The organism is Caulobacter sp. FV2ye17ST (assembly GCF_058680955.1).
This window is the reverse complement of sequence record NZ_CM178727.1, coordinates 1,347,002-1,372,397: the sequence shown is the minus strand read 5'-3', so window position 1 is coordinate 1,372,397 and position 25,396 is coordinate 1,347,002. Positions and strand designations below refer to the sequence as shown.

28 protein-coding genes and 1 riboswitch are annotated in these 25,396 nt (G+C 68.1%); of the genes, 10 read left to right on the top strand and 18 right to left on the bottom strand.

What is annotated here, in order from left to right; all coding sequences use genetic code 11:
- Positions 1-127: 127 nt before the first annotated feature.
- Complete coding sequence (locus ACW17V_RS06580; RefSeq protein ID WP_492108059.1) at positions 128-961, top strand: flagellin; 834 nt, start codon at positions 128-130, stop codon at positions 959-961.
- Between the two features lie 7 nt (positions 962-968).
- Here ACW17V_RS06580 and ACW17V_RS06575 read toward each other — a convergent pair whose 3' ends face one another.
- A complete protein-coding gene (locus ACW17V_RS06575; RefSeq protein ID WP_492108748.1) occupies positions 969-1,403 on the bottom strand; it encodes a hypothetical protein in 435 nt (144 codons plus the stop codon).
- A 171-nt stretch (positions 1,404-1,574) separates the two neighbouring features.
- On the opposite strand from ACW17V_RS06575, the gene ACW17V_RS06570 reads away from it, so the two are divergent.
- Positions 1,575-1,964 carry a VOC family protein gene (locus ACW17V_RS06570; RefSeq protein WP_492108058.1) on the top strand — a complete coding sequence of 130 codons (390 nt, stop codon included), beginning with the start codon at positions 1,575-1,577 and terminating at the stop codon, positions 1,962-1,964.
- A 25-nt stretch (positions 1,965-1,989) separates the two neighbouring features.
- Here ACW17V_RS06570 and ACW17V_RS06565 read toward each other — a convergent pair whose 3' ends face one another.
- The 9 genes from ACW17V_RS06565 to thiC all read right to left on the bottom strand — a co-directional run bounded on the left by ACW17V_RS06565 (position 1,990) and on the right by thiC (position 9,383).
- Complete coding sequence (locus ACW17V_RS06565; protein WP_492108057.1) at positions 1,990-2,559, bottom strand: DUF2239 family protein; 570 nt, start codon at positions 2,557-2,559, stop codon at positions 1,990-1,992.
- Entirely contained in the window at positions 2,556-2,894 is a 339-nt protein-coding gene (locus ACW17V_RS06560) for a GIY-YIG nuclease family protein (RefSeq protein WP_492108056.1), read from the bottom strand. The genes ACW17V_RS06565 and ACW17V_RS06560 overlap by 4 nt, the downstream gene beginning before the upstream one ends.
- A gap of 76 nt (positions 2,895-2,970) precedes the next feature.
- Entirely contained in the window at positions 2,971-3,369 is a 399-nt protein-coding gene (locus ACW17V_RS06555; protein WP_492108055.1) for a hypothetical protein, read from the bottom strand.
- A gap of 144 nt (positions 3,370-3,513) precedes the next feature.
- Positions 3,514-4,296, bottom strand: a complete 783-nt coding sequence (locus ACW17V_RS06550) for a DUF2461 domain-containing protein (RefSeq protein WP_492108054.1) — start codon at positions 4,294-4,296, stop codon at positions 3,514-3,516.
- Positions 4,297-4,387: 91 nt separating this feature from the next.
- Positions 4,388-5,125, bottom strand: a complete 738-nt coding sequence (locus ACW17V_RS06545) for a hypothetical protein (RefSeq protein ID WP_492108053.1) — start codon at positions 5,123-5,125, stop codon at positions 4,388-4,390.
- Between the two features lie 36 nt (positions 5,126-5,161).
- Complete coding sequence (locus tag ACW17V_RS06540; protein ID WP_492108052.1) at positions 5,162-5,509, bottom strand: hypothetical protein; 348 nt, start codon at positions 5,507-5,509, stop codon at positions 5,162-5,164.
- Positions 5,510-5,699: 190 nt separating this feature from the next.
- The gene (locus ACW17V_RS06535; RefSeq protein WP_492108051.1) at positions 5,700-6,053 is read right to left on the bottom strand and encodes a DUF1428 domain-containing protein; all 354 of its coding nucleotides are present in this window, start codon (positions 6,051-6,053) and stop codon (positions 5,700-5,702) included.
- Positions 6,054-6,092: 39 nt separating this feature from the next.
- Positions 6,093-7,484 (bottom strand): S41 family peptidase, encoded by a 1,392-nt coding sequence (locus ACW17V_RS06530; protein WP_492108050.1) that lies wholly within the window; start codon positions 7,482-7,484, stop codon positions 6,093-6,095.
- 57 nt (positions 7,485-7,541) lie between these two features.
- Positions 7,542-9,383: a phosphomethylpyrimidine synthase ThiC gene (gene thiC / locus ACW17V_RS06525; RefSeq protein ID WP_492108049.1), complete on the bottom strand. Its 1,842-nt coding sequence runs from the start codon at positions 9,381-9,383 to the stop codon at positions 7,542-7,544.
- A 73-nt stretch (positions 9,384-9,456) separates the two neighbouring features.
- Positions 9,457-9,563: riboswitch (TPP riboswitch) on the bottom strand.
- 101 nt (positions 9,564-9,664) lie between these two features.
- On the opposite strand from thiC, the gene ACW17V_RS06520 reads away from it, so the two are divergent.
- Entirely contained in the window at positions 9,665-10,186 is a 522-nt protein-coding gene (locus ACW17V_RS06520; protein ID WP_492108048.1) for a RidA family protein, read from the top strand.
- Between the two features lie 67 nt (positions 10,187-10,253).
- On the opposite strand, the gene ypfJ is transcribed toward ACW17V_RS06520, so the two are convergent.
- From ypfJ to ACW17V_RS06505, 3 genes are read right to left on the bottom strand one after another with little or no spacing between them, the layout of a single operon-like run.
- On the bottom strand, positions 10,254-11,102 hold the full coding sequence (ypfJ, locus tag ACW17V_RS06515) for a KPN_02809 family neutral zinc metallopeptidase (RefSeq protein WP_492108047.1): 849 nt from the start codon (positions 11,100-11,102) through the stop codon (positions 10,254-10,256).
- A gap of 30 nt (positions 11,103-11,132) precedes the next feature.
- Complete coding sequence (locus tag ACW17V_RS06510) at positions 11,133-11,531, bottom strand: hypothetical protein (RefSeq protein ID WP_492108046.1); 399 nt, start codon at positions 11,529-11,531, stop codon at positions 11,133-11,135.
- Positions 11,532-11,591: 60 nt separating this feature from the next.
- Complete coding sequence (locus ACW17V_RS06505) at positions 11,592-12,152, bottom strand: tetratricopeptide repeat protein (RefSeq protein ID WP_492108045.1); 561 nt, start codon at positions 12,150-12,152, stop codon at positions 11,592-11,594.
- Positions 12,153-12,343: 191 nt separating this feature from the next.
- Here ACW17V_RS06505 and cuyA point away from each other — a divergent pair, with 191 nt between their 5' ends.
- From cuyA to ACW17V_RS06490, 3 genes are all read left to right on the top strand, one after another.
- Positions 12,344-13,345 carry a D-cysteate sulfo-lyase gene (gene cuyA, locus ACW17V_RS06500; RefSeq protein ID WP_492108044.1) on the top strand — a complete coding sequence of 334 codons (1,002 nt, stop codon included), beginning with the start codon at positions 12,344-12,346 and terminating at the stop codon, positions 13,343-13,345.
- A gap of 11 nt (positions 13,346-13,356) precedes the next feature.
- Positions 13,357-14,031 (top strand): cysteate racemase, encoded by a 675-nt coding sequence (gene cuyB / locus ACW17V_RS06495; protein WP_492108043.1) that lies wholly within the window; start codon positions 13,357-13,359, stop codon positions 14,029-14,031.
- 125 nt (positions 14,032-14,156) lie between these two features.
- Positions 14,157-15,272 carry a 2OG-Fe(II) oxygenase gene (locus ACW17V_RS06490; protein WP_492108042.1) on the top strand — a complete coding sequence of 372 codons (1,116 nt, stop codon included), beginning with the start codon at positions 14,157-14,159 and terminating at the stop codon, positions 15,270-15,272.
- Between the two features lie 10 nt (positions 15,273-15,282).
- On the opposite strand, the gene ACW17V_RS06485 is transcribed toward ACW17V_RS06490, so the two are convergent.
- Positions 15,283-15,462, bottom strand: coding sequence for a hypothetical protein (locus ACW17V_RS06485; RefSeq protein WP_492108041.1), 180 nt, complete (start codon positions 15,460-15,462; stop codon positions 15,283-15,285).
- Positions 15,463-15,925: 463 nt separating this feature from the next.
- Between ACW17V_RS06485 and ACW17V_RS06480 the strand changes: the two genes are divergently transcribed.
- The 4 genes from ACW17V_RS06480 (at position 15,926) to ACW17V_RS06465 (ending at position 20,521) form a co-directional block, all read left to right on the top strand.
- On the top strand, positions 15,926-17,566 hold the full coding sequence (locus ACW17V_RS06480) for a pectate lyase (RefSeq protein WP_492108040.1): 1,641 nt from the start codon (positions 15,926-15,928) through the stop codon (positions 17,564-17,566).
- Between the two features lie 277 nt (positions 17,567-17,843).
- Complete coding sequence (locus tag ACW17V_RS06475; protein WP_492108039.1) at positions 17,844-19,607, top strand: response regulator; 1,764 nt, start codon at positions 17,844-17,846, stop codon at positions 19,605-19,607.
- A 69-nt stretch (positions 19,608-19,676) separates the two neighbouring features.
- A complete protein-coding gene (locus ACW17V_RS06470) occupies positions 19,677-20,051 on the top strand; it encodes a VOC family protein (RefSeq protein ID WP_492108038.1) in 375 nt (124 codons plus the stop codon).
- A gap of 68 nt (positions 20,052-20,119) precedes the next feature.
- Positions 20,120-20,521 (top strand): host attachment family protein, encoded by a 402-nt coding sequence (locus tag ACW17V_RS06465; RefSeq protein WP_492108037.1) that lies wholly within the window; start codon positions 20,120-20,122, stop codon positions 20,519-20,521.
- 67 nt (positions 20,522-20,588) lie between these two features.
- Here ACW17V_RS06465 and ACW17V_RS06460 read toward each other — a convergent pair whose 3' ends face one another.
- The 4 genes from ACW17V_RS06460 to ACW17V_RS06445 all read right to left on the bottom strand — a co-directional run bounded on the left by ACW17V_RS06460 (position 20,589) and on the right by ACW17V_RS06445 (position 25,282).
- A complete protein-coding gene (locus ACW17V_RS06460; RefSeq protein WP_492108036.1) occupies positions 20,589-20,861 on the bottom strand; it encodes a helix-turn-helix domain-containing protein in 273 nt (90 codons plus the stop codon).
- Positions 20,862-20,936: 75 nt separating this feature from the next.
- Positions 20,937-21,386, bottom strand: a complete 450-nt coding sequence (locus ACW17V_RS06455) for a hypothetical protein (protein ID WP_492108035.1) — start codon at positions 21,384-21,386, stop codon at positions 20,937-20,939.
- Between the two features lie 55 nt (positions 21,387-21,441).
- Positions 21,442-24,249 (bottom strand): ATP-dependent DNA helicase, encoded by a 2,808-nt coding sequence (locus ACW17V_RS06450; protein ID WP_492108034.1) that lies wholly within the window; start codon positions 24,247-24,249, stop codon positions 21,442-21,444.
- Positions 24,250-24,295: 46 nt separating this feature from the next.
- A complete protein-coding gene (locus ACW17V_RS06445; protein ID WP_492108033.1) occupies positions 24,296-25,282 on the bottom strand; it encodes a tetratricopeptide repeat protein in 987 nt (328 codons plus the stop codon).
- Positions 25,283-25,396 lie beyond the last annotated feature (114 nt).

The following is a 25,396-nucleotide window of genomic DNA, read 5'->3' as shown; positions in this document are numbered from 1 at the left end:
TCTCCCACGGGTAGAGGGTTTTTCTGCTGAAGCGAACGGAGCGCTAACGCTGTTGGCCTAAGGTTGGGGTCGCGACGCAAAACGCGTTGTTGGTCTCTCGGACCGGGCTACGGAAGCAGCGCCGACCATGTCGCTCAACAGCGTCAACACCAATGTCGGCGCCATGATCGCCCTGCAGTCGCTGGCGTCGGTCAACCGCGACCTTGCCACCACGCTGCGCCGCATCTCGACGGGCCTGGCCGTCTCCAGCGCCAAGGACAATCCCGCCGTCTGGGCCATCGCCCAGACCCAGCGCGCCGAGTCGCGCTCGCTGGACGCCGTCCGCGATTCCCTGCAGCGCGGTCGCTCGATCACCGAGGTGGCGCTATCGGCCGGCGAGACCGTCGTCGACCTGCTGGGCAAGATGAAGGAAAAGATGCTGGCGGCGGCCGACACCAGCCTGTCGACATCCAGCCGCGTCGCTCTCAACAACGACTACCTGACGCTGAAGCGCCAGATCGACCGCACCGTGGGCAATGCCGAGTTCGGCGGCGTGAACCTGATCTCGTCGGGAACGGTCGGCCAGGTCCGCGCCCTAGCCAATGCCGACGCCAGCGACACGGTTGATATCGACCACGTCGACCTGTCGACCACGGGCGCGGCGCTGTCGGGCATGCCCGCCGACCTGCTGACCGCGCCGATCACCGGCGTCGAGATCAAGGCCATGAGCACGGCGATGGAGACGGTCACCTCCGCCCTCGCCCGCCTGGGCACCGGCTCCTTCGCCCTGGAGAGCCACCAGACCTTCATCGACAAGCTGCAGGACACGCTGGACACCTCGGTCGGCCGGCTGGTCGACGCCGACATGGCCCGGGAGTCGACCAAGCTTCAGGCGCTGCAGATCAAGCAGCAGCTGGCCATCAAGTCGCTGGCCATCGCCAATTCCGGAACCTCGTACCTGCTGACCCTGTTCGGTCGCTAGACGGGGTCTAGTGCGGCCAGGTCTCGGCCAGCACCTTGACCACGCCGTCCTTCAGGCTGACCTCGAGGGCCGGCGTCTTGGGCTGGCCGGCGGCGAACAGTTCGTAGATCACCATGCCGTCGTTCTGGGTGCTCTCGATCACCCGCACGGGCTGGGCCTTGCCGGCGGCGGTCCGCACGGCGGCGGGCGCATCGGCCCAGGCGATGTTGCGCTGGGTCTCGACGATCTCCCAGACGCCGTTCTTTTCCAGCAGGTCGAACTCGATCTCGGCGCCGCCGGGCAGCACCCCCTCGACGTCGAAATAGCGGCGATCCTCGCGCTCCTTCAGCTCCGCCTCGGTGACCTTCAGCCCCGGCGCGGCCTTGATCACCACGGCCAGAACGGCGGGCGGCAGGTCGGCCGCCGCGACGGGCGTGATCTTGGTTTCGGGCGCGCCGGCCATCGCGGCCGAGCCAGCGAGGGTCAGGATCAGGGCCAGGGTCGAGGGAAGGATGATGCGGGTCGGCATGACAATCTCCAGCGGGTCGCGACCAGCATAGCCGAGAGGCTGAGAGTCAGCGATGCTAAGGCTGGATCGCCGATGCTATGACGGCCACTCTTCAAGGAGTCGTCCATGGCCCGCCATCTCGCCCTGATCTCCCTGCTCGTCGCCGACTATGACGAGGCGCTGGGCTTCTATGTCGGCAAGCTGGGCTTCGACCTGATCGAGGACACCGACATGGGCGCGGGCAAACGCTGGGTCGTGGTCTCGCCGGGCCCGGGCGGCTCGCGCTTCGTGCTGGCCAGGGCCGCCGACGATCATCAGGCCGCCCGGATCGGCGACCAGGGCGGCGGTCGGGTCTGGCTGTTCCTGCACACCGACGACTTCGCCGGCGACCACGCCCGGATGAGCGCGGCCGGGATCCGCTTCCTCGAAGCGCCACGTCACGAAGCCTATGGCAGCGTCGCGGTGTTCGAGGACCTGTACGGCAACCGCTGGGACCTGCTGGAACCCAAGGGCTGACGCCTCGCGGCGAGGTCGCGGCGACCTAGGCCGCCACCGTGTCCGCGCCGAACGCCTCGGCCGCGAAGGCGCGAAGCTGGGTGGCGATGTCGGCCGGCCAGGCCTGTATCCGTTCCTCGAACGCCGCATCGTCCCCCGCGAACAGGGCGCGCATCGCCGCTTCGAAGCCTTCGCGGTCTCCGGCCATCACCGTGGCGAAGCGATAGGCCGCATCGCGGGAGCGGCGGATGCGATCGGGGCCTTCGCTCTCGCGCCGCGCCGCCTCGACCAGCTTGCGCAGCGCCACCGAAGCGCCGCCCGGCTGGCTGGCCAGCCAGTCCCAGTGACGGGGCAACAGGGTGACCTCGCGCGGCGTGACGCCCAGCCTGGGCCGGCCCCGACCGCGCGGCGCGACGACGTCCCCGGCGGGCGCGAGCCGGGCGGTCAGGTCCGCAGGCCCGCCGCTGAGATCGAAGTCCACCTGCCGGCCCTGGTCGTCGAAGATCAGCACCCCGGCGTCCGAAGGCTCGGCCGCCAGGCGCTGAGCGGCCAGGGCCGCCTCAAGGGACGATCCCGTCACGACGCGCTCGGCGCCCCTGAAGACCACATGGTTCATCGGTTCAGCCCCCGGGCGCTCAGAGCCTCTATCCAGGCGGCGCGGCGTTCCTTCAGAAGGGAAGACTTGCCCAGCGGGCCAAGATTTTCATCGTCGATGGCTTCCAGGGCCTCAAAGCTGAACGCCGCCTCGCCATGGGTCGTCCACGCCGCCTGAAGAGACCTCTCCCGGTGCCCGCCATGTCGCAGGGAAAACCAGATCCCGTTCTGACGGGTCGCCAGATCGGGCGTGGCGCCCACCCAGGCTTCGCCACTGGCAGCGCAGCGCACGGCATAGATCCCGGCTTCGACCTTGCGGTCACGATAGTCGCGCACCAGCGCCTTGCGTCCGTTCATGGGACCCTCCTGCGGCGCGCTTTTTACCCGGACAGAATATAAAGTCAATATTACCCGGATATATATTTCAAAGCGTCTAGCCCGGTCCCGGCGCGGAGCGGAACATCACATAGCCCCGCTCGACCATCCGCCGCATGGCCTCATAGGCCTCGGCCAGTTCATCATAAGCCGTGCGCATCTGGGCCAGCTTCTGGATCTGCTCCGGCGAGGGTGTGTGGGACGTCTCGGTCATGGCCACCGCGGCCGCCACCCATTGGGCGCGGGCCTGGGCGGCGGCGACGGCCATGCGCTGGAAGTGGCTGGCGTCGACATGGCCAAGCGCCTGGCCGATCAGCGCCTTGTTCGAGGCGAAGGCTGTGTAGTCGATATGCTCAAGAATTCCGCGCATGCGGCGCTGGAGCTGGGGATCGACATCCTCGGGCTCGAAATGATCCGGGCCTCGACGACGAGAGCTGGATGTGACGGTCGACGACATGGCGTCCTCCCGCCCGGCCATGAGGTGCGAGAAGAGCCGGGTTCGGAGAACAGCCTGCGCCCGACAACTTAAAAGGTCATTGCCAACCGGCCCGCGCCAGGTTGACGCAGGCTAGGCGCTAGCACCCGGTATATTCAGGACGCCCTAGGGCCGCAGCGCCTTCCAGCCGAAGTCCAGCAGCGGCCGGGCGTCGGCGGCGAAGCCGGCGATGATCTCGGGCAGGTCCGCTCCGCCGATCTCGGCGCCGGTCAGGTCGCGGCGCACCAGCCAGCGGGTGCGCTTGATCGCCGCCTCCAGCGGGCCGCCGGCCTGCCCCTCGAAACCCTTGGGCATGCGCTTGGTCGGCTCACCTGGCTCCAGCGGCAGCCCCCTGGCGGCCAGGGCCTTCTCGACCGCCGCCCAGCCCTTGGGATCGGCGACGATGGCGCGCCGGAAGGCGTCGATCTGCGGCCGCTCGGACAGATAGAAGCCGGCCGCCGCGAACGGTCCGTTGCCGGAATAGCCCGCGTCGCCGGCGTCCGCCGACGGGAAGGTGGAGGGATCCATCGGGTCGATGGTCTCGGGGTCGAAGGCGGGCCTGCTGCCGCCTTCCGGCTCGATATGCACGTACAGCATGCCCGGCGACATCTTCTGACCGTCGCGGGTCAGGGTGGCCGAGACGTGGGTCTTGTAGGGCTTCTTGTCCTTTGAGAACCGCACGTCGCGATGGATGCGGAAGACGGTGTTCTTCGGATGTCCGGCCAGCGGTACGTCCCGGGCTTCCAGCGTGTCGTTCAGCGCCAGGATCAGCCCCACCAGCGTGGGCTTGAGGCCCTCGTCAAAGGGCGCGCGGTGGGCGGTGAACCACTCGCGGTCATTGTTGGCGGCCAGGGCGGTCAGGAAGGCGAGATCGGCGGCGGCGAAACCGGGGAACGGGGTGTGAGTCATGGCGCGCAGCTTAGCGCGCAAATCGCCCGATGCAGCAGGCAAGCGACGGCCGCCTTCGCCGGTCAGGGCGAAGACGGCCGCCTGAACGCGCCTAGTAGTCGCGCGTCGCCGTCGGGGTCACGCCGGGGCGATCCATGCGGCGATTGTCGTCGTCGATCAGCCCAGCGTCGCGATCGCTGTCAGCGAACGAGCGCTCCTCGCCGCGATACAGATCGCGTTCGCGGGTGACCTGTTCGCTGGTGTAAGGGCCAGCGTTCTGGTCAAAGCCGGTCCAGCCGGCCAGACGATAGGCCTCGCCGCGTTGATGGGCGTCGACACCGCGTCGGCCGTCCAGGATCTGCTGGATCTCGACGGCGCGATCGTCATGCGCCTTGACGCTGACCAGGGTGCCGCCGCGACGGACGCCTTCGGAATAGACATTGGCCTCTTCCTCGGTATGGCCCGCTTCCTTCAGCGCGCCCAGCAGACCGCCGGCCGCGCCGCCGGCGGCCGCGCCAACCAGGGCGCCGACAGCGGTCGACGCCAGCCAGCCAGCCGCCACCACGGGGCCCAGGCCCGGGATGGCCAGCATGCCAAGCCCGGCCAGCAGGCCCGCGCCGCCGCCGATCAGGCCGCCGGTCGTGGCGCCCTTGCCGGCGCCGTCGGCGACATCGTTCTCGCCGTCGCCATTGGCGTCGCCCAGCGGGCCGGCCTTGCCGTCATGCCAGTTGTCGCTGTTGTTGGAGACTAGGCTGATGTGGTCGCGATCGACGCCGGCGCGTTCCAGATCTTGGACGGCGCTCAGAGCCTGGGCGCGGTCGTCGAACAGGCGGGTGATGGTCTTGCTCATGGGTTTTCCAATCTTGCTGATGTTCGAAGCCAGGGATCAGAGCGCGGTGACCGCGCCCTTGTAGTCGACGGAGACGCTGACGGACTTGCCGTCCTTCATCGCCGGGCCCTGCCACAGGCCGTTCACGTTCTGGGTCAGGGCGCCGACGCCGGTGTAGCCGGCGGCCTCGATGGCGCTTTTGGCCTGGGCTTCGGTGTAGGAGCTGGCACCGGGGGTGGGGCCGCTCTCGCCGGTGGTCGGTGTGGTGTCGACGGCTTCATTGCGCGGGGCCTCGGAGGTCGAGACCACCGGGCCTTCAGTGCGCGAAGCTTCCGCGTCGGTCTTGGGACCGCAGGCGGTGAGTACGGCGGCCGCGGCCGCCACGATGGCGATGGATCTGATCATGACTAGTCCTCCCAGAAGGTGGAAGGAAAAGTCCCAAAGTCATGACCAGTTCCGTGGAAATCGCTCAGACGAAGAAACGCCCTAGCGTCACCATGAGCTTGGCCTTGGCCATCACCTCTAAGCCCCGTCAACCGGCCAGAGACGGAACTTTACTGCCAAGTCTTTTTTCGAATATTTGTCGAACTAGCCGCTAGGCCTCCAGGAACCTCTCGAAGCCGCCGAAGATCATGCGCTTGCCGTCGAAGCGCATGTTGGCCATGTCCCACTTCATGCGCTCGTCGGCCATCACCTTGGCGTTGACCGCGTCGCGGGCCGCGCGGCTCTCGTAGGTGATCCACGAGAAGACCACGACCTCGTCATCGGTCGCCTGGACAGCGCGCGGGAACGAGGTGAGCTCGCCATAGGGCACATCGTCGCCAAAGCATTCGACATAGGACAGGGCCCCGTGTTCCATCCAGACCTTGGCGCCCAGGCGAGCCATGTCCTTGTAGGCCTCGATATTGGCCTTCGGGACCGCGAGAACGAAACCATCGACATAGGCCATGGGGAATCCTCCGCATCGTTGTTGACGATACGAGGACGTTCAGCGGCTGGCGGTTCCGACAGTCGCGCTCGCATCGTGACGAATTTTCGCGATCAGGCCGGTGATCGCCCGGGCGTGGCCGCCCGCGAGGTCGTCCTCGGGGAACACGGTCAGCGGGATTTCGGGCGCCAGCCCCCTGCCCTCCAGGTCCTCGCCGCCGGGGCCCTTGTAGAGTTCAGCCGGCAGGGCCAGGGCCCAGCCGTTGGGCAAGGGCTTGGGCAGTTGGTCGGAAAAGGCGCCGTGGGTAGCGCCGCCCGCCAGACGCACATTGGGCAGGGCCTTCATCATCAGGGTGAAGGTCTCGCCGGCGCTGACGGTGATGTCGCTGGTCACCACATAGACCGGCCCGGTGAAGCGCTGGCCCGCCGACGGCTCGACCCTGACCGGCTGGGGCGTCGCCCGGGCCCCGACGCCGACCTTGGAATAGGCCACGCGCGGCTGATCGGCGAAGCGGGCGGCGACCCGCTGGCTGATCGTGTCGAAGCCGCCGCGATTGTTGCTGACATCAACGATCACCGCTTTGGCGCCCGCGAAGGCAGCCAGGGCCTCGTCCAGCACCGCCTCGAGCGGTCGGGGATCGTCCGGCGCGGTGTTGCGGGCGAAGGCGCCCATGGTCACCAGGTTCAGATAGCCGACGTCGTCGACCCGTCCCCAGAAGATGCGGTTGTTGGCGGCCTGCCGGCCGTTGCCTTGCAGGATCTCGGTCAGGACGCCTTCGCGATAGGCCTGCAGCCACGCCTTCTCGCCGCCGGCGGCGCGGACGCGGGTCAGGGTCGCGGACTCGCCCTGCTCCAGCGTGCGCTCGGCGCCGGCCGCCACGCCCTGCAGCTCGACATGCGGATCATCCAGCCCCGCCAGCAGGCCCGAGAGCGCCGTCCACAACTGATCCTCGCTCGCGGTCGGACCGACCTGGGCCAGGGCCGCGGCCCGGCGCGCCGGCCAGTCCAGACCGCGCTCGGCCGATCGCGGATAGAGCTCGGCGAAGGTGTCGGCCGCGAAGGCGACGATGCGATCCGGCGTCCACGGAGCCGTGTCCAGGCAAGCGGCGGGCAGGTCGGACAGACGGTCGAACAGGTAGCGCGTCCCGCCGGGCGATCCGGTCAGGGCGATCATGCCCTGCCCTTCCGAGCGCCACGCGGACATCATTTCGTCAGGGTCGGACTCGGGGCGGGGATCGGCGTAACACGCGCCGCCGGCCGTATGGAAAAGCCTGGGTCCGTCGGGCCCGAACAGCACGATCCAGCCGTAGCCGCGCGACCGCCACACGCCCTGCAGCTGCGCCGCCACCTGCCCCTTGTCCTTCACCGGCCAGAACGGGCTTTCAGCCAGAACCGGCGTGGCGATGGACAGGGCAACGGCGGCGGAAACCGCAAACAGGGACGAGATTCTCATGGCGCGACGGTGAAGCGCTCCCCGCCGCCGCGCCAGTGAATTTCTCGCAAGCAGACCCTACTCGGTCTTCAGATAGATCTCCGAGCCCTGCTCGCGGAACTTCTCGCTCATCTCGGCCATGCCCAGCGCCGCCGCCTCGTTCGGGGCCTGAGCGGCCGCGAATTCGCGGACCTCGTGGCTGATCTTCATCGAGCAGAACTTGGGTCCGCACATCGAGCAGAAGTGCGCGGTCTTGTGCGCCTCCTTGGGCAGGGTCTCGTCATGGAACTTGCGGGCGGTTTCCGGATCCAGCGCCAGGTTGAACTGGTCTTCCCAGCGGAACTCGAACCGCGCCCGGCTGATGGCGTCGTCCCACATGGCCGCGCCGGGGTGGCCCTTGGCCAGATCGGCGGCGTGGGCGGCCAGCTTGTAGGTGATGACGCCGGTCTTGACGTCGTCGCGGTCGGGCAGGCCCAGGTGCTCCTTGGGCGTGACGTAGCAGAGCATGGCCGTGCCGAACCAACCGATCATCGCCGCCCCGATGGCGCTGGTGATGTGGTCGTAGCCAGGGGCGATGTCGGTGGTCAACGGGCCCAAGGTGTAGAAGGGGGCCTCGTGGCAGTGCTTCAGCTGCTCATCCATATTGGCCTTGATCTTGTGCATGGCCACATGGCCCGGCCCTTCGATCATCACCTGGACGCCCTTGCTCCAGGCCACCTTGGTCAGCTCGCCCAGCGTGCGCAGCTCCGAGAACTGGGCCTCGTCATTGGCGTCGGCGGTCGAACCGGGACGCAGGCCGTCGCCCAGCGAGAACGACACGTCATACTCGCGCATGATCTCGCAGATCTCGTCGAAGCGCTCGTACAGGAAGTTCTCCTTGTGGTGCGCCAGGCACCACTTGGCCATGATCGAACCACCGCGCGAGACGATGCCGGTGACGCGCTTGGCGGTCATCGGGATAAACGGCAGGCGCACGCCGGCGTGGATGGTGAAATAGTCCACGCCCTGCTCGGCCTGCTCGATCAGGGTGTCCCGGAAGACCTCCCAGTTCAGGTCCTCGGCCACGCCGTTGACCTTTTCCAGCGCCTGGTAGATCGGCACGGTGCCGATGGGGACGCTGCTGTTGCGGATGATCCAGTCGCGGATGTTGTGGATGTTGCGGCCGGTCGACAGGTCCATGACCGTGTCGGCGCCCCAGCGCGTGGCCCAGACCAGCTTGTCGACCTCGTCGGCGACGGTGCTGAGCACGGCCGAATTGCCGATATTGGCGTTGATCTTGACCAGGAAGTTGCGGCCGATCGCCATCGGCTCCAGTTCGCCGTGGTTGATATTGGCCGGGATGATGGCGCGGCCGCGCGCCACTTCCTGGCGCACGAACTCGGGCGTCACGAAGTCGGGGATCGAGGCGCCGAAGTCGTCGCCGTCGCGAACGCACGGGGCGTTCTGCTCGCGGCGCAGGTTCTCGCGGATGGCCACATATTCCATCTCGGCGGTGATCTTGCCGGCGTTGGCGTATTCGTACTGGGTGATCAGGTGGCCCGGCTTGCCGCGATAGATGGTGCGGCCCACGGCGGGGAACTGCGGGGCCAGGTGCTTGCCCTGGGCGAAGCCGTTGTCCTCGGGCTTCACGGCGCGGGGCTCGGCCACCACGTCCACATCACCGCGCGCCACGACGAAGGCTTCGCGCGGGCGCTCCAGACCCTTTTCGATGTCGATGGTCGCGGTCGGATCGCTGTAGGGGCCGGACGGATCATAGACCGTCACCGGCGGCTCGTTGGCGGATGGGTGGACGGCCACCTCGCGGAACGGCACGCGGATATTGGGGAACAGCTCGCCGGCCTGATAGACCTTGCGCGAGCCGGGGATGGGGCCGGTCGAGATGGTCTCGGCGACGGCCTTGATGGTGGTCTGGACGTTCATTCTTCGGGCGCTCCTCAAGCGATAAGGAGACCCGGACGTGCGTGCTAAGTCGGTTCTAACGGACGGACTGTAAGCCCCGACCGCGTTCCCTCCCTTCGCCGGCATGACCCGGATCAGGTTCGACGGGTCAGGGCGAAAAGCCCAATCTCAGCCGCACAAGCGACCCCCCGGTGAACAGGGGGACACTAGGCCGACTGACGTATGGGTCAAGGTGACAGTTATTTCACTTGCTGGCTCAGGCGCATCGCGGCATCGGAAACCAACGTTATCGGGAGATCCGCATGGCTTTTCATCGCTGGGCCCTGCCCGCGCTCTGCGCCCTGATCGCCACGCCGGCCCTCGCCCAGGAGGCCTATCCCAAGCGGATCCCCGCGCCGGGCGGTGAAGTGATCATCCCGTCGGAGGGTCACCAGAAATCCTATGACGGGATCATGTACGCCCCCGCGCGCCGGGTCGGCGACATGCTGTACGTCTCCGGCGTGATCGTCGGCCGCGCCAAGGACGAGGGCACGGACCCGGAATCCTTCAAGGCGCAGGTTCGCCGCGCCTTCGTCAGCCTCGACACCGTGCTCAAGGCCTCGGGCGCCAGTTTCGACGACGTCGTGATGATCAACAGCTTCCACGTCTGGGAAGGCCCCGACCAGCCCGCGCCGCGCTGGGAGCAGCTCAACATGATCAACGCCGTAAAGAGCGAGTTCATGAAGGCCCCCTATCCGGCCTGGACGGCGGTCGGGACCACGGGCCTGCTGTCGCCCGGCGGGATCGTGGAGATCCAGCTGATCGCTAGGGTTCCTCCGCGCTAGACAAAGGACGTGCCGGTCCAGCGAAACGGCTGCCCGTCTCGCGACCGGTCACGCCTCAGATATCGGGCTACAGCCGCGACGCCCCGAACGTGTCGCACACCGCCGGATCGCCGCGTTCATAGCCGCGCGTGAACCACCGCACGCGCTGGGCGCTGGTGCCGTGGGTGAAGCTGTCGGGCACGACCTGACCCTGGCTCCTGGACTGGATCGTATCATCCCCGACCGCCGCGGCCGCGCCCAGGCCGTCCTCGATGTCGGCGCTGTTGATGACGATCTGGCCGTTCGAGGTCTCGCCCGCATGGGCGGCCCAGACCCCGGCATAGCAGTCGGCCTGCAGTTCCAGCCTCACCGAGCCGCTTTCAGCGCCCTTGGCTCCCATCCGCCGGGCGGCTTCCGAGGCGCCCAGCAGGGTCTGCACATGGTGGCCGACCTCGTGGCTGATCACATAGGCGCGGGCGAACTCGCCCTTGGCCCCGAACTTGGACTCCAGGTCGTTCCAGAAGGTCAGGTCCAGATAGACCTTGCGATCGGCCGGGCAATAGAACGGCCCCATCGCCGACTGGCCCGTGCCGCAGCCCGTAGGCACGGCGTTGTCGTACAGAACCACCGCCTCCGGCGGCGTATAGCGCGCGCCCTGCCGGGCGAAGATCGGACCCCAGACGTCGGTGTTCGAGGTCTCGATGGCGTCGACGAACTGGCCGTTCTCGTCCTTGGTCTGCCCCTCGGCGACCTGCTGCTGGGTCTGGCCCTGCAACTGCTGGGTCGCCTGCAGGGTGGTCTGCGGATCGATGCCGAAGACGAAATAGCCGATGGCCGCCAGGACCACCGCCCCTATGCCGCCGCCGGCGATGCCGACCCCGCCCATGCCCCGCCGGTCCTCGATATTGCCCGAGCGGCGCGCGCCTCTCCATTCCATGCGGTGTTCCTGTGTTCAGCGGTGTTTTGGTCAGCGGTCGCTGGCCGGACGAACGGCCCGGACACGCGCATTGCTGCGCGCCAGCGCATCCTGGGTCAGACGCTCCATGCGGTCCATCTGCCCCTGAAAGGAGTCCGGCCCGCTGGCGGGCGCCGGTGCGGGCGCGGGTGGCGGAATGACCAGGCTGTTCGAGCCCGGCGGCGTGGTCCGCGCGGCGTCCAGCTCGCGCAGCACCATGGCGGTCCGCAGCTGGTCCTGGCGAGCGGTGATCTCGCGTTGGGCGGCCAGCGCGTCCTGGCGCGCGATCTCGGCGGCCTGCTGGGCGGCGTTCTGGGCCCGCAGTTCGCGCAGCGTGTCCTGGGCCGACGCGCCGCCGGCGGCGGCGAGAACGGCCAGACCGATCCCGGCGATCCATCTGATCCTGCGCATCGGCGCTCCGTGTTTCATGGCGGGGTCTTGCTCAAAGCCGCCCCGAAGCGCCCGCCGCGCTTAGGGTCGTTTGACGGTGAAACGCATCAGTTCCCGTTTCGGCGCATCCCATTCGGGATCAAGTTCGGCCGCCTTAGAATAGTCCTGATAGGCCGATTTCAGGTCACCCAGGCCCTCATTGGCCAGGGCGCGGTTGAACCAGGCCTTTTCAGGATCCTTGACCCCAAGGGACAGCCCCTTGTCGATCTGGCCGAGGGCGTCACCATAGCGCTCCTCGCCGACATAGGCGGCCCCGCGATTGACCCAGGCTTCGCCCAGGTCGGGATCGATCTTCGAGGCGGCGTCGAAGTCGGCGCGGGCGGTCGGGAAGTCGCGCTGGCGCATCTGCAGGACGCCCCGGTTCACAAAGGTGCGGGCCCGGTCGCGGAAGTTCAGGTTCTCGGTTTCCAGCGCGACGGTGCAGGTCAACACCGACCTCTCGTCCGAGCGACCATCGATGGCGGCGATCGAGCAGTCCTTGGCCGCGCCGCCGCCCAGCACCAGGGTCGAGGCCAGCGCCCCGCTGCCTGCGAAAAGGGTCGCGGTCCAAACACCAGCGACCAGAAGGTTTCTTGGCGTCATGTCTTCCTCCCTGACGTCGCGGTCTCTCCGACAGCGTCCGGCGGGAGATGACTGGAAAGTCCGCCAGGGCGCGCGGGGCCGCGCTTCACGATGGCCCAGCATGCTCCGGCCAGGCTTCATCGTCGATATGGATAATACGCCCCTCTGCCGCCGCGTGCTAACAGAACCGCGAGTCATTTCAGGGACCTTCGATGCACCTCGCCCGCTTCCCCCGCGCCCGCTTCGCTCACCTGCCCACGCCGCTGGAGCCCCTGCCCCGCCTGGGCGCCGCGCTGGGCATCGACCTGTGGGTCAAGCGCGACGACTGCACCGGCCTGGCCGGCGGCGGCAACAAGACCCGCAAGCTGGAGTTCCTGCTCGGCGAGGCCCTGGCCCAGGGCGCCGACACTCTGGTGACGCAGGGCGCCGTTCAGTCCAACCACGTGCGCCAGACCATCGCCGCCGGCGCGCGCCTTGGCCTGGCCTGCGAGATCATCCTGGAAGAGCGCACGGGCTCCAAGGCCCATGACTATGTCGGCAACGGCAATGTGCTGCTGGATCGGCTGATGGGCGCTTCGATCCGCTTCGTGCCGGGCGGAACCGACATGGTCGCCGAGCTGGAAGCCTCGGCCGACGCCGTGCGCCAGCGCGGCGGCAAGCCCTATGTGATCCCCGGCGGCGGCTCCAACACGGTCGGCGCCCTGGGCTATGTCGACTGCGCCCGCGAACTGATCGTCCAGGCTGACGAGCGTGACCTGAAGATCGACCGCCTGGTCACCGCCACCGGCAGCGCCGGCACCCATGCGGGTCTGGTGGCGGGCTTCGCCGCCCTGTCGGTCGACGTGCCGATCCTGGGCTTTGGCGTGCGCGCGCCCAAGGCCAAACAGGAAGAGAACGTCTTCAACCTGGCCGTCGCCACCGCCGAGACGATCGGCGCGGCCGGTCGTGTGACCCGCGAGATGGTGGTGGCCGACTGCGACTATGTCGGCGAAGGCTATGGCCTGATCGACCAGGGCGTGATCGACGCCCTGACCCTGGCGGCCCGCACCGAGGGTCTGCTGCTGGATCCGGTCTATTCGGGTAAGGCGATGAAGGGTCTGATCGACCAGGCCCGCAAGGGCGCGTTCAAGGGCGAGCGCGTTGTGTTCCTGCACACCGGCGGCGCGCAAGGCCTGTTCGGCTATCACACCCAGCTCGAAGCGGCGCTTCTCTAAGGATTCCGACCATGACCAAGACCCTCGGCGTGCTGGGCGGCATGGGACCGGCCGCCACCCTGGACTTCCTGGCCAAACTGCAGGCCGCGACCCCGGCAAAGCGCGAGCAAGACCACCTGCGGGTGCTGGTCGACATCAATCCCAAGGTGCCGGACCGCAATGTCAGCGACTCCGATCCCGGCCCTGTTCTGGCGGCCATGGCGGCGGGGCTGAGGGACGGCGGCGCCCAGGTGCTGGCCATCGCCTGCAACACCGCCCACGCCTATGCCGACGCGGTGCGCGCCAGCGGCCTGCCGCTGGTCGACATGCTGGAGGTCGCCGGCCAGGCGGCCCGCACGGCCGGCGCCACGCGCGTCGGTGTGCTGGGCACCGGGCTGGCCCTGGGCCTCTACCGCAATCGCCTCGCGCATCAGGGCCTGGAGGTCATCACCCTGGACGACCACGAACAGGTCGAGTTCATGGCCCTGCTCTACCGGATCAAGCTGGGCGAGCTGGGGCCGGACTCCCGCGAGACCATGGCCGCCCTGGCCCATCGCCTGATCGGCAAGGGCGCGGAGGCCGTCATCGCCGGCTGCACGGAGGTTCCGCTGGTGCTGGGCGCCGAGGACCTCACGGTCCCGTTCATCGACGCCACCGAGGCCCTGGCCCGGGCCTGCGTCGCGGCTTGCGCCGAGGCGAACGCCTAAGGGATGGGCGAGCGTTGTCGGGAACGCGGAACGCCAATAGTCTGTATGGACGACATCACGGGATGAGTTGGAACGACCTGGGCCTGCGCCACAGGGGACCACGGCCGGAGCCAGAGTAGGTAAAGATGACTGGAAAGAACCGCTCCAAGCCGCCCGGCTTCGGTGAGCCCGCGCCGCTTATCGGCGGCGACCTTGACGACGGCACGAGCTGCAACATCAGCACGGGCGCCGGCCGGTGGGTCATCTTGCAGTTCCTGATGCGGATGTCCTCGGAACTTGTTCGAGACGCCCACCAGGTCATTCTCGATCGCGCCGAGCTGTTTGACGATGTGAACGCCAGTTATTTCGGCGTCATCGTCAATGCGTCGGATCTTTCGCAAGGCCCGCGCACCAGCCTGCCCGGTCGTCGCTACTTCAGCGACGTGGACGAGCGGATCACACGCATTTTCGGTCTCAAGATCGAGGGTGGATACATGCCAATGACCATCCTGCTCGACCCGACCTTGCGCGTGGTGGCGGCCGAGCCGCTGCGAAAGACCGGCGAGATCCTGGATCTCATGGAGCGCTACATCCAGGCCGAGCCGCCGAGCCGGGCGGAAACCTTCGCTCCGGTCCTGACCGTGCCCCGCGTCTTCGAGCCCGAGTTCTGCAAGACCCTGATCGACTACTACAACCAGAAAGGCGGGGCCTCTTCGGGCTTTATGCGGCAGATTGGCGACAAGACGATCGTGATGCATGACCCCACCATGAAGCGTCGCAAGGATGTAACGATCGAAGAGAGCGATCCCCTGAGAGAAGCCGCACTGACCCGAATTCGTCGTCGTCTGCTCCCGGCCATCGAGCGCGCGTTCAGCTGGCGAGGCACTCGGATCGAACGCTATCTTATCGCGTGCTACGACGCCGACGAGCAGGGCTTCTTCACGCCTCACCGCGACAATACCACCGCTGCAACCGTTCACAGGAAGTTTGCGGTGTCGATTAACCTCAATGCCGATGACTTCGAAGGCGGCGCCTTGAGATTTCCAGAATTTGGTCCGCGCACCTACAAGCCGCCAACAGGCGGCGCTACAGTGTTCGGCTGCGGCCTGCTGCATGAGGCGACGCCTGTAACCCATGGCGTGCGCTACGCGTTCCTTCCGTTCCTGTATGATGAGGAATCCGCCAAGATCCGCGCAAAAAATGCGCACGCCTTGGTCCTGGAACCTCAGAACGCGGTTGCGGAGGAAGAAGCCGCATCCTGATCCGGCGCCTTTAAAGCCGAGCGCCGGCCCGTTTTTCGTCGCAGGCCTCGATCATGCCCACCAGCGCGGCCGCGCCGCGCGAGGCCTGGGCCATGCGGCGCAGGGCTGCGCGGGCATGGGCGTTGTCGGCGATCTCCGCCTGACGTTCCAGCCGCTCGGCTTCATGCAGATGTTCGGTGCGTGTTGGCATGGGAAGAATGTTTACAGAATGTAAATTTCCTCGCCATGCGACCGCTGGACGCACGTCGTTCGTCAGAGCTTCAGAGTGTCATTGAAAACGCCCCCGAACCGGTCCCGGTTCGGGGGCGTTGTACTGTTCCCCAACAGGACGGCGTCGCGCGCGGCCAGGACCGGCGCGGCGGCGTCGCCTCAAAGGCTGTCACCGGTAGTCGCCGAACCCGGATCATGGCGCAAGACGACGCCCTGTCGCACCCGCCATTGCGCCGAACGCTGTTGCGCGAAAAGCACCTAGCCAAGTGGTGACACCGGTGTCACAACAAGGACAAGAATTCGCCGCCTGAAGGTGGTGGGATCGGCTCGCCTGGTCCGGGAGGACGCAACGGAACCGCCACGGGCGCTCGGCCTCGCCGCCGTCGCGCCGCGGCCCGACGCCCCACCGAGCCTGTCGGGATAAACGTCAGTCGGAGCGCCGCATGCCTCTCAGCCCCATCTCCCGCCGCCGCCTGATGGCGACCTCGGCCGCCGCCTTCGCCGCCGCAGGCTGCGTCTCGCCGCTCAAGGCTCTGGCCGGCGCGCCGCCGACCAAGGCCCAGGCGCTGGAGACCATGAAGAAGGCCACCACCTTCATGGTCGAGAAGGCGGCCTATAACGGCGGCTATGTCTGGAGCTACCTGCCCGACTTCTCGCGCCGCTGGGGCGAGATGGAGGCCTTCCCGACGATGATCTGGGTCCAGCCGCCCGGCACGGCCACCATGGGCCACCTGTTCCTGGACGCATTCCACGCCACGGGCGACGCCTATTACTACGAGGCCGCCGTCAAGGCCGCCCAGGCCCTCATCGCCATCCAGCACCCGGCCGGCGGCTGGAACTATCTGGGCGACCTGGCCGGCGAGGCCTCGCTGAAGAAATGGTACGACACCATCGGCAAGAACGGCTGGCGGCTCGAGGAATTCCAGCACTACTACGGCAACGCCACCTTCGACGACGCCGGCACGGCCGAGAGCTCGCAGTTCCTGCTGCGCCTGTATGTCGAGAAGCAGGACCCGGCCTTCAAGCCCGCCCTGGACAAGGCCCTGGCCTTCGTCCTGGACAGCCAGTACCCGGTCGGCGGCTGGCCGCAGCGCTTTCCGCTGAAGGACGAGTTCCATCACCACGGCAAGGCCGACTATACCGGCTACATCACCTTTAATGACGACGTGGCCGGGGAAAACCTCAAGTTCCTGATCATGGTCTGGCAGGCCCTGGGCGACGAACGCGTGCTGCCGTCGATCCGCAAGGCCATGGACTGTTTCGTCGCCTGCCAGCAGCCAATGCCGCAGCCGGCCTGGGGCCTGCAGCACAAGGTCAGCGACCTGAAGCCCGCCGGCGCCCGCACCTATGAGCCCGAGGCCTTCGCCACCCACACCACCGGCGGCAACATCGCCTCGTGCATGGACTTCTACGAGCTGACCGGCGATCCGAAGTTCCTGGCCCGCCTGGGCGAGGCGCTGGACTGGCTGGACAGCGTCAAGCTGCCCGCCGGCCAGATCAAGGGCGGCCGCGCCTATCCCACCTTCATCTCGATCGGCGAAGGCAAGCCGCTGTTCATCCACCGCACCGGCAGCAATGTCGTCAACGGCCGCTACTATGCCGACCACAATCCCGAAAACGTCGTCATCCACTATGGCTCGACCCGCGCGGTCAATGTGGAAGGCCTGCGCAAGCGCCTGGCCAGACTGCAGGCCACCCCGCCCGAAGTCGCCAGCAAGGACTCGCCGCTGAAGGGCGGACGCAAGCCCCTGCCCCGCTATTTCACCACCGGCGACATCTCGGTCTCGGACCTGAATGTCGACACCCTGAAGGCCGACGCCGGCCAGGCCTCGCCCGACAAGGCCGCTGCCCTGGTCGCGACGCTCAACAGCGAAGGCTGGTGGCCGGCCGAGCTGAAGGCGACCAGCAATCCCTATATCGGCGACGGCTCGCCCACCCCCGCGCCCGGCGACTTCAGCCAGACCCGGGTGGGCGACGCCACCGACACCTCGCCGTTCATCACCGATACGCCCAAGATCGGCATCTCGACCGGCGGCTACATCGAGAACATGACCGCGCTGATCAAATATATCGGCGCAGCCTAGGCTCTCTACGCGCCGATCAGCCCCTGGGCGCGCCTATCCGCGGCCAGGGGATCGCCGCGGACCTGCTCGACCTTTGGCCCGTCAAAATCCACTCGCGTGAAAGACGAGCGGGAAAGCGCGAATCGTCCGTCTATGGCGTGTGTCCGTTGCGCCTTTCCGTAGAGGAAGGTCGGTGCGACGACCGGGGCGGATGACGTTAGGCGGGGGCTGGATGCCAGGACGGATTGCTGATGTAACCCAGCTGGAAGGGTACATCCTGTACTCCCGCGGGGTCGCATTGACCCGGCTCGTTCTCGTCGCCTGTTTCGTCGTCCTGCTGGCGTTCTTCACCCCCTGGCGCATGGCCCTGCTGGCGGTTCTGGAATTTGCCCTTTACCTGGCGCTGTTCGCCGCCGCGGAAATCGCCGCCCGCGATCCCGACCCGGGCAAGGCCTTCAAGCGGCTGCGCTGGCAATCGGACGTCCTGATGGTCCTGCTGGTGGTCAATGCCTGCTGGCTGGCCGTCCAGATCCGGCTCTATGGCGGCCCGATCGCCCAGGTCGAGACGGGACTATTGGCGATCTGTGTCCTGCTGTTCGTCGCCCTGCGGGTCCACATCACCCCGATCAGCTATGTCATTGGCGTCGTTCCCCCGGCCCTGACCCTGATCTGGAGCGCCATCGACTGGACCGCGCCCCTGGCCCCCAATCACTACGCCCTGGCGATGGTCCTGTTCGTCGCCGCCGTGCTGCTGGTCACCTCGCGACAGCAGGCCACCGACCGAACCCTGACCCAGGCCCTGCGCGACCTGACCCGCAAGAACGCCGCCCTGACCGAGGCCATCGACGAGGCCAAGGCCGCCAGCCGCGCCAAGACCGACATCCTGGCCGTGGCCAGCCACGAGATCCGCACCCCCCTGAACGCCGTTCTGGGCTTCGCCCAGATCCTGCGCGACAAGGACCTTCCCCCCGATCAGGCCGAGCTGATCGGCGGCGTGCTGGAAGGCGGCGAGCAGCTTACCCGTCTGCTGGACGGCATTCTCGACCTGGCCCATGTCGAGGGCGGCCAGACGCGCCTCAACCCCGTCCCGGTCGATCTTCGCGCCATGATCCATGCGGTGATGCGCGTATGGGGCGCCCATGCCCGCGGCATCGGCGTGGCGTTCACCTTCGACGACGCCGACCCCACCCTGTCCTTCCATGTGCGCGCCGACGCGGTGCGGGTGGAACAGACCCTGGTCAACCTGATCTCCCACGCCATGGGCGCGGTGTCGGCCGGCGGCGGGGTGGCCGTGCGCCTGGCCGGCACGCTCAAGGGCGAAACGCTCAGCGTCCTGATCGAGGTCAGTGACACCGGCCCCGCCGTGCCGCCCGAAGACCGGCCCCGCCTGTTCGAGGCCTTTGACCAGACCGCCCGGGGACGCCGGCAGGGCGGCAGCGGGCTGAGCCTGGCGATCTGCGCCCGCAACATGGCCCTGATGGGCGGAGCCCTGGGGAAAGAGGATCCCGCCGCCTCCGTGACCTCAAGGGCGGCGCCCGGCGGCGCGCTGTTCTGGTTCGCCTTCGACGCGCCCGTCCACACCCCGCCCCTGGCCGCCCCGGCCCTGACCGGCCGCGACCTGGGTCAGGTTCGCCTGCTGGCCGCCGAGGACAATCCCGCCAACCGCAAGGTGCTGGCGCTGCTGCTGAAGGACACCCCGGTGTCGCTGACCTTCGCCGAGGACGGCGCCCAGGCGCTGGACGCCTGGCGGGCCCAGCCGTTCGACCTGATCCTGATGGACGTCAACATGCCGGTCCTGAGCGGCGTGGAGGCGGTGCGGAAAATCCGAATGTCCGAGCCGCCCGGCGTCCGCACGCCGATCTGGATGCTGACCGCCAACGTCTTCGACGACGACATCGACCGCTATGTGGAAACCGGGGCCGATGGCGTGCTGCGCAAGCCCATCGACGTGCCGGCCCTGTTCACCCTGCTGGCCCAAATCGCCGAGAAAGGGGTCGCCGAGAAAGGGGTCGCCGAGAAGCGCGTCGCCGAAGGGCTGATCGACACGCCCCCCAACGCCTGACCCCGCGTCAGCGTTGCCCGGCCGCCGCCTCATGCTAGCCTCCCGTCAAAGACAAACGGGAGAAGACGCATGGCCAAGGTCGCTTATTTCACGGTGGGCTCCAACAAGCTGGAAGAGGCCAAGGCCTTCTACGACGCCCTGCTGGGCTCGATCGGCATGGCGCCGGTGCATGAGCACGCCTCGGGCGGACGGCTCTATCGCGGCAAGGGCACGGGCCTGTTCGGCGTGCTGGGCCCCTATGACGGCGCCCCCGCCTGTATCGGCAATGGCACCATGGGCGGGTTCAGCTTCGACACCGCCGAAGAGGTCGCCGCCTTCCACGCCAAGGCGATCGAGCTGGGCGCCGCCGATGAAGGCGGTCCGGGCGAGCGGATGCCGGGCGCCTATTTCGCCTATTTCCGCGACCTGGATGGCAACAAGCTGTGCGGCTACAAGTTCGGCTAGTTGCGAACGATCAAGGCAACTGCCTCCCGCGCCGTTCGTTACGGTGACCAACACGTGGAGAGCAGAGCATGATCCTTCCCAATGGCGCCCTGGTGGCGGTGGTCGACGGCGAAAAGCTCGTCCTCTTCAGGAACAGCGGACACACCGACATCAAGCTGTCGGCTGTCGAAAATCCCGAAATGACGGAACGCGCCTCCGGTTCGCCCGGCCATCCTTCCAGCGGCGCCAATCCCGACAATGACACCCAGGCCGAGGATGGTTTCGCCATGGGCGTGGCCCAGAGCCTCAATCACTGGGCCCTGACCGGCAAGCTGACCGACCTGCTGGTGATCGCCGCGCCCCGCACCCTGGGCGAACTGCGCAAGCACTGGCACAAGGATCTTCAGGCCAAACTGGTGGGCGAGATCGCCAAGGACCTGACCGGCCACTCGACCGACGACATCGCCTCGGCGATCAGCAAGGCGGCCTAGTCTGGTTTCGGCCGGTTCGGATGGCGACATCCGACCCGGCCGAACGCCCTCGGTCTCGGAAGGGGCTCTAGTGGCCCGAACGCCCCAAGGCTTCGCGCACCACCTCGGGGGCGTGGTCGATGACCCGCAGATAGGCCGTCAGAGCCGTGTCGGGCCGGGCGCCGCCATGCTCCAGCGCCTCGAGCAGATCAGGGTCGATGTGGAAGGCGCGAGCGAACTGGGCCGCCGAAAGCCCGCTGCGCCAGCGCACCGCCCGCACCAGAGCGCGAGCCGAATAGGCTTGAGCGGGGGCGGCGGTCTCGTCGATCGCCGGATCGGTCGAGTGGGCGTGGGGGGTCATGGGAACGCTCCTGTACTGCCCTCCTCCTAGACTCTGTCGATTGCAGAAATTCGACGGCTTTGAGTCAAACTGCGGTCAAGGCGGGGTGATCAGGGTCCGGGCCTTGCGCTCCACTTGATCGACGCCGCGCAGGGGATCGCCCGAGGCCTCCAGCATGGTGTTGAACACTTTCAGGTCGCCGGTCTTGATGCGCTTGATGCGACGGTCGCGCGCCCATTCCCAGCCGATCAGCTGGCCCAGCCGACAGGCCTTGGGCAGCAGCATCGGGTGTTCGGAAGGCCCGCCCCGGGTCAGCAGCTTGTCGACGATGTCGTTCCAGTTCGGCGAGCCGGGCATGCACAGGCTGAGGTCCTGGCACGACCCGGTCCAGAACCGCTTGTACCAGCGCGCGTGCAGGTCGTTCTCGAACTTCAGCTTGCTGGTCGCCTGCACGGTCGTGCGGCAATCGTGGCGAACGAATTCCTGCGCCCCGGCTTCGCCGGCGATCAGCAGCAGCGCCAAGGCCGCGACCCAAGCTCGAATCATCTGCGCCTCCAAGGCCTTAGCCCATGGCCTGGCTTTTACCGAACCCGCATGAAGCTTATGTCTCGGTCAGAAATGCGGCGGTGGCCTCGATGGCCTCGACCAGGCTCATGCGCTCGACCGTCACCCCTTCGGGCAGGCCCGAGAACAGCCTCGTCGGGGCGGCGGCGTCCAGCATCACGAAGACGCCGCGATCATCGGCCCGGCGGATCAGCCGGCCAAAGGCCTGGCTGATCCGCGCCCGGGCGGTCGAGTCGTCATAGCCCTTGCCGCCGAAGCGCGCCCGCCGCGCCTTGTGCAGGATATCGGGCCGGGGCCACGGCACCCGGTCAAACACCAGCAGACGCAGGGACCGGCCCGGCACGTCGATCCCGTCGCGGATGGCGTCGGTGCCCAGCAGGCAGGCGTCCTGCTCGGCCCGGAAGATGTCGACCAGCGCCCCGGCCTCCAGCGGGTCGACGTGCTGGGCGTACAGCGCCAGACCCCGATCGGCCAGCGGCGCGGCGATCATCTCATGCACGGCCTTCAGCCGCCGGATGGCCGTGAACAGCCCCAGCCCGCCGCCGCCGGCCGCCAGGAACAGCTCGCGCATCGCCGCCGAAACCTGCCGCGCATCCTCCTTGTTGACGTCCGTGACCACGATGGCACGGGCGTTCTTCTCATAGTCGAATGGCGAGATCAGCCGCAGCACCTTGGGCGACTGCGGCATCCGCGCCGCGCCGGTCCGCATCTCGGCCAGGGCGAACGGATCCTCCAGCGCCGGGTCGGTCAGGGTGGCGCTGGTGACCAGCACCCCGTGGGCGGGCGACAGCACCGCCGCGCGCAGCGGCTCGGTCGGATCCACCCAGTGCCGGCGGCACGCGGCGTCGACCACCCGCCCGTAAAGGAACGTCGCCTCGAACCAGTCGACGAACTCCGGGTCATCCTCGGCGTCTTCGTCGATCGCTTTCAGGATCGAGCGCCAGGCCGGCAGGGTCATGCGCGCCCGCCGGTCCAGACCCCGCAGAGCGCCCTCGATGCGCGCGCGCTCCGAAGGCCCCAGATGCTCGGCGTCCTCGTCCAGCACGTCTTCCAGCTGGCGGGCCAGGGCCAGCAGCGGGGCCTCGACCCCGGCCAGGGCCTTGGCCGCCTCGCCGGCCCGCTCGCGCACCAGGTCCACCGCCGGTCGCGCGGCGCACTGCAGCCCCTGCTCGACCCCGCCCCGCTCGCTGCTGCGGGCCCGCAGTTGCTCGATGACGGCTACCAGATAGCTCTCGATCGGTCCGATCGGATTGACCTGGCCGTCCGGCGGCGCGACCCGGCCAGACCAGCCCTCGCCCGGCAGGGCGGCGGCGGCGTGCAGCACCGCCGTCAGAGCCTGACGCGCGCCTTCGCGGTCGCCTAAAATGTCCAGCAGCCTGGCCTCCAGACCCCTGCCCCGCCGGCCCCGTCCCTCAGGTCCGCGGATCCAGCGACGCAGCTCGGCCGCCTCCGCCCCGGACAGGGCCGCCGAAAAGGCGCTGTCGGCCGCGTCGAACAGGTGATGGCCCTCGTCGAACACCACGCGCTTGACCGCGGTGGTCTCGTTGTCGCCCTTCAGCCCCCGCGCCGCCCGCGCGCCGTCGAACGCCGCCTGGGTCAGCACCAGGGCGTGGTTGGCGATGACGATGTCGGCCCGCTTTGAGGCCCGCACCGCCTTCTCGATGAAGCAGATGCGATAGTGCTGGCAGCCGGCGTGAACGCACTCGCCGCGCCGGTCCACCAGATTGGCCGGGCTGGCCTGCTGCATCGGCGCGATCGAGAACAGCGTCGGCAGCCAGGCCGGGAAGTCTCCGCCAGTCATGTCGCCATCGCGCGTGGCCCGCGCCCAGCGCGCCGCCAGGGCCAGGCCGATCAGGTCGCCATTGCCCAGCTGGGCGCCGTTGACCTGCTCCTGGAAGTTCAACAGGCAGACGTAGTTCTCACGCCCCTTGCGCACCACCGCCTTGCGGGCCCGCACCGCCGGATCGGGATAGATCGACTGGCTCTCGCGCTCGATCTGGCGCTGCAAGGCCCGCGTATAGGTGCTGATCCAGACCGATGGCCCATTGGCCTCGGCCCACAGCGAGGCGGGGGCCAGATAGCCCAGGGTCTTGCCGACGCCGGTGCCGGCCTCGGCCAGCATCATGTTCGGCTCGCCCTCGCGATCGCGCGGCTGAAAGACGAACGCCGCCTCGCGGGCATAGGTCGCCTGGGCCTCGCGGACCTCGTCCAGCCCCGAGCGCTGAAGCAGTTCGGTCAGACGTTCGCCCGCCCGTTCCGGATCGATCGGCCGCGTGCCGGATTCGCCCAGGGGGGCCTGGTCTTCCCACTCGACGATCCGCGCCCAGACATCCAGGCCCGAGCTTCGGAGCTGGTTGCCGACCGGGGCCGAACGCAGGGCGCCGATGACGGCCGGTCCCCAGGCCCAGCCAGCCTTGGCCAGGGTCTCGGCGACCGCCAGGGCCTCTTCCCGTGACGGCTGGGGCGTAAGGCGCAGCTCGGCCAGCAGGGCGTCGGCCGAGATCCGCAGGCTGGCCGCCTGCTCGGCCGCGCCCTTCGGCTCGGCCAGACCCAGAGCCATCGACAGGCCCACAGCCGACGGCGCGCAGAACGTCGCCGGCCGGGTGAAGGCGTAGAGCTCCAGAACGTCGAACAGTCGGCCGCTGCGAGCCGGTGCATGAAGATTGAGCCGCTTGGCCGTCATGGCCGCGTGGGCGACCAGAACCGGGCCATGCTCCATCAGGTCGCGCGCGTCCGGCGCGCGCAGCATGCGGCCCTCGCCGTCGCCATCCGCATAGCCGGCGCGGGGCCCGGGCAGGACGACCAGCGCGGGAGCAAGATCCAGAGTCGGCGGCGAAGCAGTCACGCGAGTCTGTTAGCACCTTGGCGGCGGAAACAGAATGCGAACGGCGTCAGACCACGCGCGGGTCTTCCTCTTCGCCGCGTTCCAGCCGGTCGATCGCCTGCCGCGCCTTCTGGCGCAGGGCGGGATCATCGCTCCCGGCGGCCCGCCGGTACATGTCCAGGGCCACATCAAGGTCGAACCGAACGCCCTCGCCCGCCTCGCACATCGCGCCCAGTCGATAATAGGCTGGCAGATAGCCGTTGTCGGCCGCGAGTTGGTACCAGCGGATGGCCTCGACATAGTCGACCGGCACCCCTTCGCCATTGTGGTGCACCACCGCGACATTGGCCATGGCGATGGCCGAGCCGTTGCGCGCGGCGGCGGTGAACAGCTTCAGCGCCTCGGCGTCGTCCTGGGGCACCCCGTCGCCATCGGAATAGAGCGCGCCCAGGTCGTTCATGGCGGCCGACGATCCCGCCGCCACCGCCTTGTTGAGCCAGAAAACAGCCTGGCGCATGTCGACGCGAACGCCACGTCCATGATGATAGGCGTTGGCCACCTGGAACATGCCGATCTCTGAGCCTGCATCGGCCGCACGGCGATACCAGCGCAGGGCCTCGGTCAGGTTTTCCCTGATCCCGCCGCCGCCCTCATGGACGATGCCGACGTTGTAGAGCCCATCCAGGTCGCCAAGGGCGGCGGCCTGTCGGTAGAAGCTCAGGGCCTTGCGGCGATCCTGCGCAACCTGCTCGCCATCGAAATAGAGGTTGCCCAGCTCAACCATGGCCTCGGGCAACCCGGCCGCCACGCCCTGCGCCAGCCAGCGTTCCGCCGCCTTCACATCGTGGTGGGCAGAGTCCTCGTCGAGATATTCGAACGCCAGATCCACATACGCCGTGGCGTCGCCACGTTGGGCGCGCTTCAGCAAGGCGCTGAACACCGGATCGGCGACAGGCGCGACAGCGGGCGGCGCTGTGGCCTGGCGCGCCTGGGCGTGCGTAGCGCCCCCCAGGGCAACCAGTCCCAACAGGACGACGAGCGCCTTCGAAATCATGACTACCCCAGACAACGTCTGCGATTGTTGCCGCCAGGCAGCGGGCGTCAAGCGTTGCAGCGTGACAGGCGAGTTGCGCGGTGCTGTGCGCGCGCCGTCTGGAAACGGAACGGG

Excerpts from the sequence above, each read along its gene's own strand:
- ACW17V_RS06520 (WP_492108048.1), top strand. The coding sequence starts at position 9,665 with ATGGCTTTTCATCGCTGGGCCCTGCCCGCGCTCTGCGCCCTGATCGCC.
- ACW17V_RS06505 (WP_492108045.1), bottom strand. The coding sequence starts at position 12,152 with ATGACGCCAAGAAACCTTCTGGTCGCTGGTGTTTGGACCGCGACCCTT.
- cuyA (WP_492108044.1), top strand. The coding sequence starts at position 12,344 with ATGCACCTCGCCCGCTTCCCCCGCGCCCGCTTCGCTCACCTGCCCACG.
- ACW17V_RS06470 (WP_492108038.1), top strand. The coding sequence starts at position 19,677 with ATGGCCAAGGTCGCTTATTTCACGGTGGGCTCCAACAAGCTGGAAGAG.
- ACW17V_RS06485 (WP_492108041.1), bottom strand. The coding sequence starts at position 15,462 with ATGCCAACACGCACCGAACATCTGCATGAAGCCGAGCGGCTGGAACGT.
- ACW17V_RS06510 (WP_492108046.1), bottom strand. The coding sequence starts at position 11,531 with ATGCGCAGGATCAGATGGATCGCCGGGATCGGTCTGGCCGTTCTCGCC.
- ACW17V_RS06460 (WP_492108036.1), bottom strand. The coding sequence starts at position 20,861 with ATGACCCCCCACGCCCACTCGACCGATCCGGCGATCGACGAGACCGCC.
- ACW17V_RS06480 (WP_492108040.1), top strand. The coding sequence starts at position 15,926 with ATGCCTCTCAGCCCCATCTCCCGCCGCCGCCTGATGGCGACCTCGGCC.
- ypfJ (WP_492108047.1), bottom strand. The coding sequence starts at position 11,102 with ATGGAATGGAGAGGCGCGCGCCGCTCGGGCAATATCGAGGACCGGCGG.
- ACW17V_RS06540 (WP_492108052.1), bottom strand. The coding sequence starts at position 5,509 with ATGATCAGATCCATCGCCATCGTGGCGGCCGCGGCCGCCGTACTCACC.
- ACW17V_RS06570 (WP_492108058.1), top strand. The coding sequence starts at position 1,575 with ATGGCCCGCCATCTCGCCCTGATCTCCCTGCTCGTCGCCGACTATGAC.
- ACW17V_RS06535 (WP_492108051.1), bottom strand. The coding sequence starts at position 6,053 with ATGGCCTATGTCGATGGTTTCGTTCTCGCGGTCCCGAAGGCCAATATC.
- ACW17V_RS06575 (WP_492108748.1), bottom strand. The coding sequence starts at position 1,403 with ATGGCCGGCGCGCCCGAAACCAAGATCACGCCCGTCGCGGCGGCCGAC.
- ACW17V_RS06565 (WP_492108057.1), bottom strand. The coding sequence starts at position 2,559 with ATGAACCATGTGGTCTTCAGGGGCGCCGAGCGCGTCGTGACGGGATCG.
- ACW17V_RS06530 (WP_492108050.1), bottom strand. The coding sequence starts at position 7,484 with ATGAGAATCTCGTCCCTGTTTGCGGTTTCCGCCGCCGTTGCCCTGTCC.
- ACW17V_RS06550 (WP_492108054.1), bottom strand. The coding sequence starts at position 4,296 with ATGACTCACACCCCGTTCCCCGGTTTCGCCGCCGCCGATCTCGCCTTC.
- thiC (WP_492108049.1), bottom strand. The coding sequence starts at position 9,383 with ATGAACGTCCAGACCACCATCAAGGCCGTCGCCGAGACCATCTCGACC.
- ACW17V_RS06560 (WP_492108056.1), bottom strand. The coding sequence starts at position 2,894 with ATGAACGGACGCAAGGCGCTGGTGCGCGACTATCGTGACCGCAAGGTC.
- ACW17V_RS06545 (WP_492108053.1), bottom strand. The coding sequence starts at position 5,125 with ATGAGCAAGACCATCACCCGCCTGTTCGACGACCGCGCCCAGGCTCTG.
- ACW17V_RS06465 (WP_492108037.1), top strand. The coding sequence starts at position 20,120 with ATGATCCTTCCCAATGGCGCCCTGGTGGCGGTGGTCGACGGCGAAAAG.
- cuyB (WP_492108043.1), top strand. The coding sequence starts at position 13,357 with ATGACCAAGACCCTCGGCGTGCTGGGCGGCATGGGACCGGCCGCCACC.
- ACW17V_RS06490 (WP_492108042.1), top strand. The coding sequence starts at position 14,157 with ATGACTGGAAAGAACCGCTCCAAGCCGCCCGGCTTCGGTGAGCCCGCG.
- ACW17V_RS06555 (WP_492108055.1), bottom strand. The coding sequence starts at position 3,369 with ATGTCGTCGACCGTCACATCCAGCTCTCGTCGTCGAGGCCCGGATCAT.
- ACW17V_RS06445 (WP_492108033.1), bottom strand. The coding sequence starts at position 25,282 with ATGATTTCGAAGGCGCTCGTCGTCCTGTTGGGACTGGTTGCCCTGGGG.
- ACW17V_RS06455 (WP_492108035.1), bottom strand. The coding sequence starts at position 21,386 with ATGATTCGAGCTTGGGTCGCGGCCTTGGCGCTGCTGCTGATCGCCGGC.
- ACW17V_RS06580 (WP_492108059.1), top strand. The coding sequence starts at position 128 with ATGTCGCTCAACAGCGTCAACACCAATGTCGGCGCCATGATCGCCCTG.